This is a genomic window from Mycobacterium syngnathidarum, from assembly GCF_001942625.1.
In the GTDB taxonomy this organism is placed as follows: domain Bacteria; phylum Actinomycetota; class Actinomycetes; order Mycobacteriales; family Mycobacteriaceae; genus Mycobacterium; species Mycobacterium syngnathidarum.
The window spans coordinates 1-15147 of sequence record NZ_MLCL01000048.1; the positions used below are offsets into that span (position 1 = coordinate 1).

Genomic DNA, 15147 nt, shown 5'->3' on the forward strand with positions numbered 1-15147 from the left:
GCACCGCGGCGGCCTTCTCCTCCGGGCTGTAACGACGCGCCGTGGGCTTCCCGGCACACTGTTCCTTCGGCATACCTGCATCCTCGTTTCCAAGGTCAGGAGCCTCCGGGATTTCCAGGGCGATTCATGACCGTGGTCGCGGTGGACAACGTGCCCGGCGCCGTGCGGCTCGAACAGACCGAGCTACCTCGCGACTGCGTGATGATCTTCGGCCAGGAAGGCCCGGGCATCACGCCGGAGGCCCAGGCCGGGGCGGCCGTCACGGTTTCCATCGCGCAGTTCGGCTCGACCCGCAGTATCAATGCCGGAGTCGCGGCGGGAATAGCGATGCACGCGTGGATCACTCGTCACGCAGATTTCTCGCAGGCCTGGTGATCAAAAAGGCTTCGTCGGAAGGTATTTGCCGTCGAGTGTGATGACGGCACGCTCTCCGCCTTCTGGGTCGGCGACCTTGCGCACATCGAGTTTGAAGTTGATCGCGCTGATGATGCCGTCTCCGAACTGCTCGTGGATCAAGGCTTTGAGCGTGGTGCCGTAGACCTGCAGCATCTCGTAGAAGCGGTAGATGGTCGGGTCGGTGGGGACTCCGCCGGGGATCGAACCGCGGGTCGGGACGGTCTGGAGCAGCAGCGCGTCGTCGTCGTCGAGGCCGAGCAGCGCGGCGACTGCCACGGCCGACTGCGCGGGTAGCGCGTGCTGGCCCAGCACGGCAGCCGTCACGAACGCCGGCGAAAGCTCGGCCGCGTCGGCGATCTGCTGCCAGGTGAGATCCTTGCGGGTCTTGGCCTCTACCGCCGCGGCAGCGAGGGCCTGGCGGGCGGTCGGGTCAAGTTGGGCGTGCACCATTCGGGGTCCTTTGCGTGGGGGTTGGCCGTATCGGTTCGTTCGACCGGGATACGACAATCACCCTGCCCCGCTGGGGCTATAGCGTCCAATACCTGGTTGCCATGAAAGCCATAGTCAGTGCCTATCGATTGTCGAAGGCTGAGGAATGGCGCTTGGCCGTCGTCATGAAGGCTCGCGCCGCGGCGGTCTGATATCCGGCCGCCCGGTGCAAAAGCACGACCTCGCGTGATGGCAGCGGCGGAGCCGGCAGCATCGGATGCAGATCGGCGTGAACCCGGGTGATCGCGTCGGGAAGCACTGTCGCCAGTGATCCGAGGCGGACGAACTCGAGCAGAGCGCTGATGGAATTCGCCTCGATCGCGATGTGGGGTGTGACCTCCTGGGCGGCGAAATAATCGTCGATGTAGCCGCGGGTTGCGAAATCTCGGCTCAGCAGTGCCAGTGGCTGAGCGTCTCGGAGAACAGGGCCGACGCGGTGACCCCGGCGGCGTGCCGGCCGGCGAACGCGATGCCCAGGTCGATGCGGTCGGCGAGCAGGTCGGCTTCGATCAGGTCTTGAGTGGTCTCGATGACCGCCAGACTGACACCGGGGTGGTGAGCGTGGAACTCGCGCACCAGCGGACCGATCAGATAGGCGGTGATGGTCGGCGTCATCGCTATCCGCAGGTGTCCGCGACTCAGATCCTGGACATCGTGGACGGCCCGTGCGGCGGCATCGAGACCCTGCATGGCCAGTCGGGCGTGCCCGGCGTATGCCGCACCGGCGTCGGTGAGGCGGACGGTGCGCCCGGAGCGGTCCAGCAGTGGTGCGCCGACCTCGCGTTCGAGCTGTCTGATCTGCTGCGACAGTGTCGGTTGCGATACGTGCAGGGCCTCGGCCGCCCGGGTGAAGTTGCCGTGGTCGGCGACCGCGAGCAGATAGCGGAGGTGGCGCAGCTCCATGGCCCCCAATGTATAGACGGTGGCTATCAATCAAGCGAAAATCTGACTTCAGCTCTATGGCGCGGGGCGGATGGCAACGGCGCGCTTTTTGACCGGCACCCGGACATCACTTCGTCATGCCGCCAATTCGAAGGCCTGGTAAGGCAGGATCGGAAGCATGGATCAGCTATGGGCTAACCGTGCGGCCAGCGCCGAAGCTGCTATCAACCAACGGCACCTGAAGAAGCTCTGGGGCCTGCCGGGCACCCAACTCGGGGTGGTGGCCTGGCCATCGACCGGCAAGTACCGCAAGTTCGGAACCTGGCATTACTGGTGGCAGGCGCACCTTTTGGACACTCTGGTCGACGCGCAGGTGCGCGATCCCCAGCCGGAGCGCCAAACCCGAATCGAGCGCCAGATCCGTGGGCACTGGTTGCGCAACAACCTGTCGTGGACCAACAGCTATTACGACGACATGGCCTGGTTGGCGCTGGCGCTCGAACGGGCCGGGCGCCTGGTCGGAGTCGAGAAATCTCGCGCGCTCAAGAAATTGTGTGCACAGTTTGTCGATGCCTGGGTGCCCGAGGACGGCGGCGGGATTCCGTGGCGCAAACAAGACCAGTTCTTCAATGCCCCGGCCAACGGCCCGGCCGGCATTTTCCTGGCCCGGTACGACGACCGGCTGCGCCGAGCCCAGCAGATGGCCGACTGGATCGATGACACCCTGATCGACCCGGAAACCCACCTGGTGTTCGACGGCATCAAGGCCGGCTCGATGGTGCGGGCGCAGTACACCTACTGCCAGGGCGTGGTTCTCGGGTTGGAGGTTGAACTGGCGGTCCGTACCGACGACACCCGCCACGCCGAGCGGGTACGCCGTCTGGTGGCCGCGGTCGACAAGGAGATGTCCACCGACGGTGTGATCAAAGGCGCCGGCGGTGGTGACGGTGGGTTGTTCAACGGCATCACGGCGCGGTACCTGGCGTTGGTGGCGAACACCTTGCCTGGAGACACGGCCGATGACCAGGTCGCTCGTGAGACGGCGCGCTCGCTTGTACTCAAATCCGCGCAGGCGGCCTGGGACAACCGCCAGACCGTGGACGGGTTGCCGCTGTTCGCGGCGTTCTGGGACCAGACCGCCGAGGTGCCCGGTGCCGGGGGCCAGCAAGCGCAGTTCGTCGACGGTGCGGTGAGCGCATCGGCGATCCCCGAACGTGACCTGTCGGTTCAGGTTTCGGGCTGGATGTTGATGGAAGCCGCACACACCCTCGCCGAGTGACGGCGGCGACGGCCCCGTACTGAGCGGACGCTCAGCGGGGGCTAGGTTAGGCATCGTGAGAGATGTGCTCGCCGAGCTGCTGGCCGTCTGGCGCGCCGGCGGCACCGCGGGCATGGCGACGGTGGTGCGCACGTTCCGTTCCGCGCCGCGACCGGCCGGGGCGTCGATGGTGGTGGCCCCCGACGGCACCGTGACCGGCTCGGTGTCGGGCGGCTGTGTCGAAGGTGCCGTATACGAACTGGCCGCCGAGGTGGTCGCCGACGGCACGCCGGTGCTGCAGCGTTACGGGGTCAGCGACGACGATGCCTTCGCCGTGGGTCTGACCTGTGGCGGTGTGCTCGACGTGTATGTCGAGCCCGTGTCCCGGCGGACCTTCCCGGAACTGGAAGCGCTCGTCGGCGACATCGAGGCCCATCAACCCGCCGCTACCGCGACCGTCATCGCACATCCCGATCCGACATGGCTCGGACGCCGGTTGGTCATCCGGTCCGGTGAGGTGACCGGCACCCTCGGCTCGGCCCGCGCGGACGGGGCGGTCACCGACGATGCCCGCGGCCTGCTCGACACCGGACGCAGCGGGGTGCTGACGTTGGGCCCCGACGGGGAGCGCCGCGGTGAGGGTATGGAGGTGTTCGTCGCGAGTTTCGCACCGCGGCCCCGGATGCTCGTGTTCGGTGCGATCGACTTCGCGGCCGCCGTGGCCCGGCAGGGGTCATTGCTCGGTTACCGGATCACGGTGTGCGACGCACGTCCCGTTTTTGCCACTGCTGCCCGGTTCCCGACCGCCGACGAAGTCGTCGTCGACTGGCCCAACCGGTACCTGGCCGCGCAAGCCGGCGCGGGAGCCGTCGACGGCCGTACCGTCGTCTGCCTGCTCACCCACGATCCGAAGTTCGACGTGCCGTTGCTCGAGGTGGCGTTGCGGCTGCCGGCGATCGGCTACATCGGTGCGATGGGGTCGCGGCGCACACACGAAGACCGGCTGGCCCGGCTGAGGGAGGCCGGCCTGACCGAGGAAGAACTCGCAAGGTTGTCCAGCCCCATCGGCTTGGATCTGGGCGCCAGGACACCGGAGGAAACCGCAGTGTCCATCGCCGCGGAAATCATCGCTCAACGGTGGGGCGGCACCGGCAAGCCGCTCACCGAGACCGGCGGACGCATACATCACGAACACAACGAACCGAGTGAATTGAGGAGTGGTCAGTGACACGAGCCAAGATCGATTTTCCCAGCCGAATCGGTGTGTGGTGGGCCAGCGACACCTGGTCCATGCCGGACGCGCAGGAGGTGGCGCGGGAGATCGAGTCCCTCGGATTCGGCTCGCTGTTCCTGCCGGAGGTAGTCGGCAAGGAGGCCCTGACCCAGTCGGCGGCGTTCCTGGCCGCCACGGAGCGGCTCGTCGTCGGCACGGGTATCGCCAACATTCACGTCCGGGTGCCCTCGGCCGCAGAATCCGGAGCGCGGACCCTGACCGCGCTGTATCCGGGACGGTTCGTGCTCGGCCTGGGCGTCAGCCACGGGCCTCTGGTGGAACACGGCCTCGGCGGCACCTATACCAAGCCGCTGGCCACGATGCGCACCTATCTCGAGCGGATGGCCGCGGTGCCCGAGCAGATCGAACCGGGCGTCGGGCGTCCGCCCCGCCTGCTCGCCGCGCTCGGCCCGAAGATGATCGAGCTGTCGGGCACGCACGCCGACGGCGCCCACCCCTATTTGGTCACGCCCGAGCACACCGCGACGACGCGCGAGATCCTGGGACAGGATCGCTGGGTGGTGTCCGAGCAGGCAGTGGCCATCGGCGGTGACGACGCCGACCAGCTGGCGCGGGCGCACAAGCACCTCGAGGTCTACAGCGGGCTGCCGAACTACCGGAACTCATGGCTGCGACAGGGTTTCGACGAACCCGACCTGGTGCGCGGCGGATCGGATCGGCTGGCCCGCGGCCTGGTCGGGATGGGTTCGGCCGAGCAGGCGGCCGCGACGATCACCGCGCATCTCGATGCCGGCGCTGATCACGTCGTCGTGCAGGCATTGGGGGAGAGCCCGACGGCTGACCCCCGGCCGGCGCTACGTGAGCTCGCAGCCGCGCTGAGCCTCGGCTAGGCCTGAGGGGCGGCGGCCTTCTTCGCGGCCCGGCGGCGCTTGAGCCATTCGATGAACATCGGCGCCACCGAGGCCACGACGATCAGGATGAAGATCGGTTCGAGCAGTTTCTGGATGATCTCGAACTGGCCCAGCGAGTAGCCGAGCATTACGAGGCCGACGCCCCACACGATCGCCCCCAGCACGTTGAACGTGGTGAACACCGAGTAGCGCATCTTCGCCGCGCCGGCGACGATGGGCGCCAAGGTGCGCACGATCGGCACGAAACGGGCGATGACGATCGCGAACGGTCCGCGCTGCTCGAAGAACGTGTGGGCCTCGTCGAGGTATTTCTGCTTCAGCACCCGGGCGTCGGGTTTGAACATCTCGACGCCGATGAACCGACCGATGAGGTAGCCGACCTGGCCGCCGAGGATCGCCGCCACCGGGATGAACACCAGCAACTGCCAGAGGGCGAAGTTGGCGTCCACTGCCGTCCCCTGGGCGGCCGTGCCCGCGGCGAGCATGCCCGCGACGAACAGCAGCGAGTCGCCGGGCAGTACCGGGAACAGCACCCCGGACTCGACGAAGACGACTACCAGGATGCCCACCAGGGCCCAGGTGCCGAAGGATCCGATGAGGTGCAGCGGATCCATGAAATCCGGCATGAGTGCCAGATTGGTCGTAGCCTCAGGGAGGGCGGTGTCGATCACGACTCCCAAGGGTACCTGGGCCCCACCAGCGGTCTTCACCTGCGATAACCCGCGTCCAAATGGAAGGACATGCCATGCCGATCGCCACGCCTGAGGTCTATGCCGAGATGCTGGGCCGGGCCAAGGAGCATTCCTTCGCGTTCCCGGCCATCAACTGCACATCGTCGGAGACGATCAACGCCGCCATCAAAGGCTTTGCCGATGCAGGCAGCGACGGCATCATCCAGTTCTCCACCGGCGGGGCCGAGTTCGGCTCCGGACTCGGCGTCAAGGACATGGTGACCGGAGCGGTCGCGTTGGCCGAGTTCGCCCATGTGATCGCCGAGGTGTACCCGATCACGGTGGCCCTGCACACCGACCACTGCCCGAAGGACAAGCTGGACACCTATGTACGGCCGTTGCTGGCCATCTCGGCCGAGCGGGTTGCCGCGGGCCGCAACCCGCTGTTCCAGTCGCACATGTGGGACGGTTCGGCTGTCCCGATCGACGAGAACCTGACCATTGCACAGGAGCTACTGAAGCTGGCGGCAGCAGCCAAGATCGTTCTCGAGGTCGAGATCGGCGTGGTCGGCGGTGAGGAGGATGGGGTCGAGGCCGAGATCAACGAGAAGCTCTACACCTCGTCGGAGGATTTCGAGAAGACCATCGACGCGTTGGGCGCCGGTGAGCAGGGGGCCTACCTGCTGGCCGCGACATTCGGCAACGTGCACGGCGTCTACAAGCCGGGCAACGTGGTGCTCAAGCCCGAGGTGTTGGCCGAGGGGCAGCGGGTCGCCGCGGCCAAACTCGGATTGCCCAGCGATGCAAAGCCTTTCGATTTCGTCTTCCACGGCGGGTCGGGTTCGCTGAAGTCCGAGATCGAAGATGCTCTCAAGTACGGCGTGGTGAAGATGAACGTCGACACCGACACCCAGTACGCCTTTACCCGCCCGCTGGCCGCGCACATGTTCACCAATTACGACGGGGTGCTCAAAGTCGACGGCGAGGTGGGCAACAAGAAGGTCTACGACCCGCGCAGCTACCTCAAGAAGGGCGAGGCGTCGATGGCCGAGCGCGTCGTCGAGGCCTGCAACGACCTGCACAGCGCCGGGCGCAGCGTCACCGGCGCCTAGGGCGGCTCACGCGGTCAGTCGGCCGTACCCGAGGATCCCCGCGATCTCGGCGTCATCGAGGGTGTGCACCCGGATCTTGCCCTCCTCGTTGCCGCCGACCGTGGTGATCCCGTTGTCATCTACGGCCACAACAAAATTCGTGTGCAATCCGAGCGGACTGCCGTCGGTATACATCACCACGTCACCGGTGCGCGGCCGGTATCGGTCGGCCTCGGCGAACCGGCCCGCGGCTTGGTAGTACTCCTGCAGCGTGTAGACCCCCGGGATCCGCCAGCTCCCTGAATTCGGGTTGGTCAGCGGCTGGCCGGCCTCGTTGAGTACCCAGCTGACGAAATCGGCGCACCACGGCTCCTCGATTCCCTCGGAGTAGTGGCTGCCGCCGGGCTGGTCGTCGTATTGCGCCTGCAGCACGTCGACGATGCGGGCCTGGGCCGGATCGAGCGCGCCGCGGTCGATTTGGGGGAAGGCAACAGCTTTGCCCGGCAGGATGTCGACCGCGCCGGGATGTCGCACGACCAGCGCCGCGAGGGCCACGAAGACCACGGCGCCCAGCGCGCACAATGCCAACCAGAGCTTGGGCCCTCGCAGCTTCACGCGATCAGGTTAACCGGTGGGCGCCTGGCAGATCTTCCACTGATTGTCGCGGAACTGGAGGTCGAAGCTGCGGGTCGAGCGGGTTTGCGGGGCGAACGCCATGAAGCTGGTGACGTTGGCCTCGGCGTGGTCGCCGTTGACGATCACCTGGTCGATGCTGGCCACCACGGGATACTGCTTGGCCGCCGCCACTCGGGCGTGAGTTTCGTCCCATGCCTTCTGGTCGTATTTGACGTAGTTGTCGCTGGTGGTGCCGCAGGTGATCGACCGCAGGGTGGCCAGGTCTCCGCGTTGGATCGCCGAGTCGAAGTTCTGGATCGTGTCGCGCACGTCGTCCTCCTGGGAGGCACCCGGCGAGGATTCGCGGGTCAGCAGGACGGTGCCGAGCACCGCGATCGCCACCAGTGCGGCGATCACCAGCACGACCGCGACCACCCACCCCCAGCTGCGGCGGGTGGCCGGCTGCGGTGCCTGATCGGCTTCCTCGCGCGGCGGGATGACCTGCGGGGCGGCGCCTTTCGGAACCTCGGCAGCGACGGTATCGCTGTCGGCAGGCGGCGCGAAGATCTCGGTCTCCGGGTCGGGAGGCGTGTCGATCTTCCGGGTGGACTCGTCGTATCCGGAAGGCGCCGTGAAACGTCGCTCTTCGCTGCGCGCCACGGCCTCGGTGACCTCATCGGCTGAGCCGATGATCTCAGTGGCCGGATCGGTCACATCCGGCATCCGTTCGGTGCGGCCCTCGTCAGGTTCCGTTGGGTTCGACATCCCTGTTGCGGTCCTCCCGTACGTCGGTACCGGTGGAGCTTATCGGTCGGTGCACAATAGGCCCATGACACGGATGGGTGATTTGTTGGGGCCGGATCCGGTGCTCCTTCCGGGGGACCCTGAGGCCGAGGACGAATTGGCTGCGGGTGAGAAGGCTGCCGTGGTGGCCGCCGCCCACCCGTCGGCGTCGATCGCATGGGCCGTGCTGGCCGAGAAGGCGCTCGCCGATGACAAGGCCGTCACCGCGTATGCGTATGCCCGCACTGGTTATCACCGCGGGCTGGATCAGTTGCGGCGCAACGGCTGGAAGGGTTTCGGCCCGGTGCCGTTCGCCCACGAGCCGAACCAGGGATTCCTCCGGTGTGTGGCTGCGCTGGCGCAGGCTGCCGACGACATCGGAGAGACCGACGAGTTCCAGCGGTGCCTCGATCTGCTCGACGACTGCGATCCGTCCGCGCGCGGCGAGCTCGGCCTGGCCTGAGAGCCCTAGTCCTTCGCCTCGCACGAGCAGTCGTCGGCGGAGTCGGGCGGCTCCACCTGCACGGTGGCGTGGGCCAGGCCGCGCGCGTTCAGTACCGCTCGGGCGTCGTCGAGCACCCGGGCGGTGTCGGCGCTGCTGGTCAGGTGCGCGGTGACCATGTCCTTGCCGGGAACCAGCGTCCACACGTGCAGGTCGTGCACGCCGGTCACGCCGTCCACAGATTCGAGCGCTGCCCGCAGTTCGTTCACGTCGATGTGCTGCGGGGATGATTCGCTGAGAATCCGCAGCGCGGCGCGGGCCAATGCGATGGCCCGGGGCAACACCCACAGGGCGACGAGGACCGCGACCACGACGTCGGCGTACGGCCAGCCGGTGGTGACGGTGACGATGCCGGCGATCAGCACGCCGATGCTGCCGACGGTGTCGGCCATGACCTCCATGTAGGCGCCCTTGACCGCCAGGCTGTCCTTGGACTGCGACCGCAGCAGCATCACGACGACGGCGTTGGCGGCCAGGCCGGCGAGCGCCACCACGATCATGGGTACGCCGGGGACTTCGGGCGCATTGCCGAGGCGTTCGAAGGCCTCGTACAGGATGAAGACCGCCACACCCAGCAGCAGGGCGGCGTTCGCCACGGCGGTGAAGACCTCCGCCCGGTGCCAGCCGTAGGTGCGGGCCGGGGATGTACTGCCGCGCTTGGCGAGCAACACCGCGGTCAAGCCCATGAACATGGCGACCAGGTCGGTGAGCATGTGGCCGGCGTCGGCGAGCAGGGCGATCGAGTTGATCAGCAGCGCGGTGACCAGCTCAAGAACGAAGAACGCGCTGAGGATCGCCGCGGCGATGACCATCCTGCTGACGCGGGTATCGCTGCTGTGGCTGTGATCGTGGCCGGCACCCATGCCCGAAATATATGCGGAAATACGCATATGTGGCAAGTGTGCCGACCTCGTCGCGCGGGGAAGCTCAGAGCCAGGCGGACCAGAATCGGGTCAGTTGGCTGCCGATCGATACGAGTTGGCTCGGCACCCCCGAGAGGTCGACGAACCAGAAGACCACCGAGAAGAACCAGCGGTTGAGTGTGGGTGTGAACAGCAGGATCAGCAGGATGAACAGGCCCCACTGCTTGGCTGGTTCCAGTGCCCGCTGGGTGTCGGGGCTCAAATGCGGCTCCAGTGCGCCGTAGCCGTCCAGCCCGGGAACGGGTAGCAGATTCAGCACAAGTGCGGTGACCTGAAGAAATCCGAGGAAGGCCATCCCGGACCAGAACACGCTGTGGGCCGGATCGAAGAAGATCCGCGTGATGCCGAGCAGTAGGACTGCCAGCACCAGGTTGGCAGCCGGCCCGGCCAGGCTGACCAGGGTTTTCTGCCGGGCTGTCATCCAGGAGGTGCGGACATACACCGCCCCGCCGGGCAGCCCGATCCCGCCGAGCGCGATGACCAGCACCGGAAAACCCAGAGACAGCAGCGGGTGGGAGTACTTGAACGGGTTCAGCGTCAGATAACCGCGGACCGCGACATCGTGGTCGCCGAATCGCCAGGCGGTGAAGGCGTGGCCGAACTCATGCAGGCACAGCGAGACCAGCCAGCCTGCGATGACCAGTATGAAGACGCCGACGTAGGACAGCGGCTTGACGTTGTCGGCGGCGAACCAGGCCACCGCCCCGCCCGCGGCGGTGAGCGCGACGACGGCCAGGAACACCGGGCTCGGCCGTACCGATTGATGCAGCGGGCGGATGTTCACGGTTCGACGCTACCGGCTGTGGGCCGGGCTCAGCCCACGCGCAGCCAACCCTCGGTGTGCCGGTAGAACGTCGAGCGTCGCACGGTCCGCGGCGCGGGCACCCCGTCCCGGATCACCTGCGCACCCGGGCTGCCCAGCTGCGCGGCGCGGCCGGCCACCCAGTGGCGCGGCCGGCCGCGGTCCGTCAACACGCTCGCGCGCAGCCCCGGCATGTTCGGCGTGGGCTCGATCCGGACGCCCGGCGCCTCTCCGTCGAACAGCACGACGTCGTCGACGATGGCCTCGCCCTGGAGTGCCGCGCCGTCAGCCCCGGACCACTGTGCGGCGCTGACCAGCACCGTTCCCGTTTCGTCGCGGATCAGTGGGACACGCCGGGCCGGGGCGCGCAGTGCGCGTCGGGCCGACCATCCGCCGGTGGCTGTGGCGACCTCGACGTCGAGCCGATCGGCGCGCAGCAACGCACTGAGCACGGCGGCGAGCTCGGCTTCACCGCCGGTCACGACCAGTCTGCGGTGGGTACCGAGGTCGTCGACATCGACTCTCGGCAGGTCGCGGAGCGGCCGGGGAACGCGCGCCGAGCCGACCACCGCAACCCCGTCTGAGGTGGTCAAAACTGCTCCTTGCGGTCAGACAAATGTGTTCCTGGCGTGTGCTGGGATAAGGTGGCCTACCGGCTGCATCACATTAGTGCGGAAGATAAGGCGGGAGATTACGCCATGCCGGCAATCGTCCTCATCGGCGCCCAATGGGGCGACGAGGGCAAAGGTAAAGCCACCGATCTGCTCGGTGGACGCGTGCAGTGGGTAGTTCGCTACCAGGGGGGTAACAACGCCGGGCATACCGTCGTGCTGCCCACCGGGGAGAACTTCGCACTGCACCTGATCCCGTCGGGCATCCTGACGCCGGGAGTCACCAACGTCATCGGCAATGGCGTGGTGGTCGATCCGGGTGTGCTGCTCACCGAGCTGTCGGGCTTGGAAGATCGTGGCGTCGACACCTCGGGCCTGCTGATCTCCGCCGACGCACACCTGCTGATGCCGTATCACGTGGCCATCGACAAGGTGGTCGAGCGCTACGCCGGAAGCAAGAAGATCGGCACCACCGGCCGCGGCATCGGTCCCTGCTACCAGGACAAGATCGCCCGGATCGGGATCCGGGTCGCCGACGTGCTCGATGAGAAGTTGCTGGCCGAAAAGATCGAGGGCGCACTGGAATTCAAAAATCAGGTGCTGGTCAAGATCTACAACCGCAAGGCGCTCGAGCCGGCCGAGGTGGTGGAGAACCTGCTCGCTCAGGCCGAGGGTTTCAAGCACCGCATCGCCGATGCCCGCCTGCTGCTCAACCAAGCCCTGGAAAGCGGCGAAACCGTGCTGTTGGAGGGCTCGCAGGGCACCCTGCTCGACGTCGACCACGGCACCTATCCGTTCGTCACCTCGTCGAACCCGACCGCGGGCGGCGCCGCTGTCGGTTCCGGGATCGGTCCGACGCGGATCACCACGGTGCTGGGAATCCTGAAGGCCTACACCACTCGGGTCGGGTCCGGCCCATTCCCGACCGAGCTGTTCGACGAGCACGGTGCCTACCTGGCCAAGACTGGCGGTGAGGTCGGTGTGACCACCGGCCGGGCCCGGCGCTGCGGCTGGTTCGACGCCGTGATCGCGCGGTACGCGACCCGGGTCAACGGCATCACCGACTACTTCCTGACCAAGCTCGACGTGCTGTCCAGCCTGGAAACCGTGCCGGTGTGCGTCGGCTACAAGGTCGACGGCAAGCGCACCAACGAGATGCCGATGACGCAGTCCGACATCCACCGGGCCGAGCCGATCTACGAAGAGCTGCCGGGCTGGTGGGAGGACATCTCCGGGGCGCGCGAGTTCTCCGATCTGCCCGCCAAGGCGCAAGATTATGTGCTGCGGATCGAAGAGCTTGCCGGAGCACATGTTTCGTGCATCGGTGTGGGTCCCGGACGTGAGCAGACCATTGTGCGACGCGACATTTTGGCCGCCAAGTGAGCGACGAACCATCGGTCTTCGAACAGCACGGCGGATTCCCGGTATTCAAGCCGGCCGATCCCGGGCCGGGGTTCGAACGTTTTCTCACCGCGATGCGCCGCGCGCAGGACCTCGCGGTGTCGGCCAACCCGGACGGCGACACCTGGGAGCAGGCCGCCGACCGCGCCGAGGCACTGGTCAAGCTGCTCGGCCCGTATGAGGCCCCCGAGGGCGTCGGTCCGGCCAACCGGGTGCCGTCGCTTCCGGGCGCGGGCAGCCTGTTGATGCCGCCGTGGACCGTGTCGAAGTTCGAGCCCGAGGGTGTCGAATTGAAGGTGGAGTTCAGCCGGTTCCACGTCGGCGGCAACTATGCGGTGCACGGCGGTGTGCTGCCGCTGCTGTTCGACTCGGTGTTCGGCATGGTGATCCACGCCGCGGGCCGACCCATCAGCCGCACGGCCTTCCTGCATGTGGACTACCGCAAGGTGACACCGATCGACACCGTGCTGACGGCACGTGGCTGGGTACGAGAGGCCGAGGGGCGCAAGGCATTTGTGAATGCCGAATTGCGCGATCCGGACGAGAACCTGCTCGCCGAGGCCAACGGTCTGATGCTCAGATTGTTGCCTGGCCAGCCCTGAACCCTAGATCGCGGTGTGTCCGCCGTCGGCTGCCAGCACCGCGCCGTGGATGAAACTGGCGTCGTCGCTGACCAAAAACCCGATGGTTTTGGCGATCTCGGCGGGATCGGCAACACGTCGCGCCGGTGCCTGGGCGGCGAGCGCGGCCAGACGATCGGTGCCGTACTGAGCTGTCGTTCCCTCGGTTAGCGTCGGTCCCGGGGCGATGGCGTTGACGCGGACGCCCTTGGGTCCGTACTCGGCGGCCCAAGATTTGGTCAGCAGGTTCAACGCGGCCTTCGAAGAGGCATACACTGCCGAACCGGGTGCGCCGAACTGGGACACCATGGTGCTGACGTTGACGATCGCGCCGTCGCCGCGTGCGGCCATGGCTGGTGCTACCGCGCCGACGAGGAAGAACGGAATCTTCACGTTGAGCTGGTAGCAGTCGTCGAAGTCTTGTTCGGCGATGGCAGCGGTGGGTCCGAAGACTGCGATGGCGGCGTTGTTGATCAGGATGTCGATCTGGTCAGCCATTGACAGGGCGTCCCGTATCAAGGCATGAGCGCTGGCGGCGTCGGTCAGTGCCGCGCCGAGGAAGTCGGCGGTGCCACCGGCGGCACGGATCTCGGTCACCACTTGCGCTCCGCGGCCACGGTCTCGACCGCTCACCAGGACATGTGCACCGCGTTCGGCGAGAAGCGTTGCGGTGGCACGGCCGATGCCGCTCGTTGCTCCGGTGACCAACGCGGTTTTCCCGTCGAGTGACACCCGGGCATCCTAGGCGGCCGAATGTCAGCGCAGATGTGCGGCCGGAATGCCACGATGACCCTGTGGTCCAACAACATCTGCACCGCCTGTCCACGCCGCGGGCAGCTGCCTCGGCGGGCGTACTGTTCGCGGTGCTGTTCGGCGTGGCCCTGGTATTGATCCGCACGGCATTGCCCGAAGGAGCTGAGCCCGGTTCGCAATGGATCGACGGCGCGACCACTCGATTGCGGGTGGCTTCCGTGTTGATGCCGTTCGCCGGTATCGCGTTCCTGTGGTTCATCGGGGTGGTGCGCGACGGCTTCGGTCGCTACGAGGACCGGTTCTTCTCGTCGGTCTTCCTCGGCAGCGGAATCCTGTTCTTGGCGATGATGTTCGTGTCATCGGCTGTGGGCGCCGGGCTGATCGCCAGCCGGGCGGGGATTTCCGACGCCACTGCCTACAGCCATGTCGCCACGTTCGGGCAGATGGTGCTGATGGCGCTGAGCAAGACATACGGCGTTCGGATGGCCGCCGTGTTCATGATGTCGTTGGCGACGATCTGGTTGAAGACCGGATTGATGCCGCGCCCGCTTGTGTACACGACATACCTCGTCGCAGTGGGCCTTCTCGTGGCGGGCAATGTCAGCATGTGGATCGTTCTGGCTTTCCCGATCTGGGTGCTGGTGGTCAGCGTGCTGATCCTGGTCCGGGCCGGGGTGATCGACCTACACGGTGCGCGGGAGCATTCTGAGTAGTCCGGCTCGATTCATCCCGACGTGTCGGACGACGGGTCATCACCAGCGGCGAACGGGCAAGACCATCGTCACCCGAAACCAGTTGTCAGAATCAATGTCGTACCGGGGTGGCATAATCGCACATATGTTCGAACGTTCCGCTGCCGGCCTGATCGATGCGATCGGCGCTGCGGCGCGGGCCGAGTCGGTGGCGATCGCGGGCCGGTTGGCCGCGATCGGGGCGCTGGACACGCTACGCGAACAGGAGTTGGCCGAGTCGATTTTCTGGACCACCGATCCGTTTGAAGCGGTGGGGGCCGAGATTTCGGCGGCGATGCGGATCAGCCGAGGTCGGGCCGGCACCCAGATTCATCATGCCCGGGTGTTGCGGGACAAACTGCCTCAGGTGGCGGCGCGGTTCGCGGTCGGGGATATCGACTATCGGGTGGTGCGGATGCTGATCACCCGCACCGCCACCACCGACCCGGCGGTGTGGGAATCCTTGGATGCCGA

The 15147-nt window shown here is 66.7% G+C and carries 17 protein-coding genes and 2 pseudogenes; 10 read left to right on the forward strand and 9 right to left on the reverse strand.

Translation table 11 applies throughout. The features are described from left to right. Positions 1–117: 117 nt before the first annotated feature. Positions 118–375, forward strand: a pseudogene (locus BKG60_RS13640) (TrmH family RNA methyltransferase); the annotation flags it as partial. Here BKG60_RS13640 and cynS read toward each other — a convergent pair. Next, positions 376–846, reverse strand: a complete 471-nt coding sequence (gene cynS / locus BKG60_RS13645; RefSeq protein WP_070947208.1) for a cyanase — start codon at positions 844–846, stop codon at positions 376–378. A 121-nt stretch (positions 847–967) separates the two neighbouring features. Further along, a pseudogene (locus tag BKG60_RS13650) lies at positions 968–1788 on the reverse strand (LysR substrate-binding domain-containing protein). A 157-nt stretch (positions 1789–1945) separates the two neighbouring features. On the opposite strand from BKG60_RS13650, the gene BKG60_RS13655 reads away from it, so the two are divergent. From BKG60_RS13655 to BKG60_RS13665, 3 genes are read left to right on the forward strand one after another with little or no spacing between them, the layout of a single operon-like run. Further along, positions 1946–3046 carry a glycoside hydrolase family 76 protein gene (locus tag BKG60_RS13655; protein WP_075909683.1) on the forward strand — a complete coding sequence of 367 codons (1101 nt, stop codon included), beginning with the start codon at positions 1946–1948 and terminating at the stop codon, positions 3044–3046. A gap of 55 nt (positions 3047–3101) precedes the next feature. Continuing rightward, on the forward strand, positions 3102–4253 hold the full coding sequence (locus BKG60_RS13660) for an XdhC family protein (protein ID WP_075909684.1): 1152 nt from the start codon (positions 3102–3104) through the stop codon (positions 4251–4253). Further along, a complete protein-coding gene (locus tag BKG60_RS13665) occupies positions 4250–5149 on the forward strand; it encodes an LLM class F420-dependent oxidoreductase (RefSeq protein WP_120764914.1) in 900 nt (299 codons plus the stop codon). Before BKG60_RS13660 ends, BKG60_RS13665 begins: the two co-directional genes overlap by 4 nt. Here the strand turns inward: BKG60_RS13665 and BKG60_RS13670 are convergent. Then, positions 5146–5841, reverse strand: a complete 696-nt coding sequence (locus BKG60_RS13670; RefSeq protein WP_070185560.1) for a DedA family protein — start codon at positions 5839–5841, stop codon at positions 5146–5148. The genes BKG60_RS13665 and BKG60_RS13670 overlap by 4 nt on opposite strands. A gap of 74 nt (positions 5842–5915) precedes the next feature. Between BKG60_RS13670 and fbaA the strand changes: the two genes are divergently transcribed. Then, entirely contained in the window at positions 5916–6953 is a 1038-nt protein-coding gene (gene fbaA / locus BKG60_RS13675) for a class II fructose-bisphosphate aldolase (protein WP_075909690.1), read from the forward strand. A 6-nt stretch (positions 6954–6959) separates the two neighbouring features. On the opposite strand, the gene BKG60_RS13680 is transcribed toward fbaA, so the two are convergent. Next, positions 6960–7547, reverse strand: coding sequence for a CHAP domain-containing protein (locus BKG60_RS13680; protein WP_075909686.1), 588 nt, complete (start codon positions 7545–7547; stop codon positions 6960–6962). Positions 7548–7556: 9 nt separating this feature from the next. After that, the gene (locus BKG60_RS13685) at positions 7557–8312 is read right to left on the reverse strand and encodes an Rv0361 family membrane protein (RefSeq protein ID WP_070185562.1); all 756 of its coding nucleotides are present in this window, start codon (positions 8310–8312) and stop codon (positions 7557–7559) included. Between the two features lie 64 nt (positions 8313–8376). Between BKG60_RS13685 and BKG60_RS13690 the strand changes: the two genes are divergently transcribed. Beyond that, entirely contained in the window at positions 8377–8793 is a 417-nt protein-coding gene (locus BKG60_RS13690; protein WP_070185563.1) for a DUF3151 domain-containing protein, read from the forward strand. A 5-nt stretch (positions 8794–8798) separates the two neighbouring features. Here the strand turns inward: BKG60_RS13690 and BKG60_RS13695 are convergent, their stop codons facing one another. The 3 genes from BKG60_RS13695 to BKG60_RS13705 all read right to left on the reverse strand — a co-directional run bounded on the left by BKG60_RS13695 (position 8799) and on the right by BKG60_RS13705 (position 11150). Beyond that, positions 8799–9695, reverse strand: a complete 897-nt coding sequence (locus BKG60_RS13695; protein ID WP_070185564.1) for a cation diffusion facilitator family transporter — start codon at positions 9693–9695, stop codon at positions 8799–8801. A 64-nt stretch (positions 9696–9759) separates the two neighbouring features. Further along, positions 9760–10539, reverse strand: coding sequence for a site-2 protease family protein (locus tag BKG60_RS13700; protein WP_070185565.1), 780 nt, complete (start codon positions 10537–10539; stop codon positions 9760–9762). A 29-nt stretch (positions 10540–10568) separates the two neighbouring features. Next, positions 10569–11150: a hypothetical protein gene (locus BKG60_RS13705; RefSeq protein WP_075909687.1), complete on the reverse strand. Its 582-nt coding sequence runs from the start codon at positions 11148–11150 to the stop codon at positions 10569–10571. A gap of 105 nt (positions 11151–11255) precedes the next feature. Between BKG60_RS13705 and BKG60_RS13710 the strand changes: the two genes are divergently transcribed. Beyond that, complete coding sequence (locus BKG60_RS13710; RefSeq protein WP_075909688.1) at positions 11256–12551, forward strand: adenylosuccinate synthase; 1296 nt, start codon at positions 11256–11258, stop codon at positions 12549–12551. After that, the gene (locus tag BKG60_RS13715) at positions 12548–13171 is read left to right on the forward strand and encodes a PaaI family thioesterase (protein WP_070185568.1); all 624 of its coding nucleotides are present in this window, start codon (positions 12548–12550) and stop codon (positions 13169–13171) included. The genes BKG60_RS13710 and BKG60_RS13715 overlap by 4 nt, the downstream gene beginning before the upstream one ends. 3 nt (positions 13172–13174) lie before the next feature. Here the strand turns inward: BKG60_RS13715 and BKG60_RS13720 are convergent, their stop codons facing one another. Continuing rightward, positions 13175–13921, reverse strand: a complete 747-nt coding sequence (locus BKG60_RS13720) for an SDR family NAD(P)-dependent oxidoreductase (RefSeq protein ID WP_075909689.1) — start codon at positions 13919–13921, stop codon at positions 13175–13177. A gap of 86 nt (positions 13922–14007) precedes the next feature. On the opposite strand from BKG60_RS13720, the gene BKG60_RS13725 reads away from it, so the two are divergent. Further along, positions 14008–14655, forward strand: coding sequence for a hypothetical protein (locus BKG60_RS13725; protein ID WP_070185580.1), 648 nt, complete (start codon positions 14008–14010; stop codon positions 14653–14655). A gap of 124 nt (positions 14656–14779) precedes the next feature. Then, a partial coding sequence (locus tag BKG60_RS13730; RefSeq protein ID WP_120764915.1) for a DUF222 domain-containing protein occupies positions 14780–15147 on the forward strand: 368 nt, incomplete at its 3' end.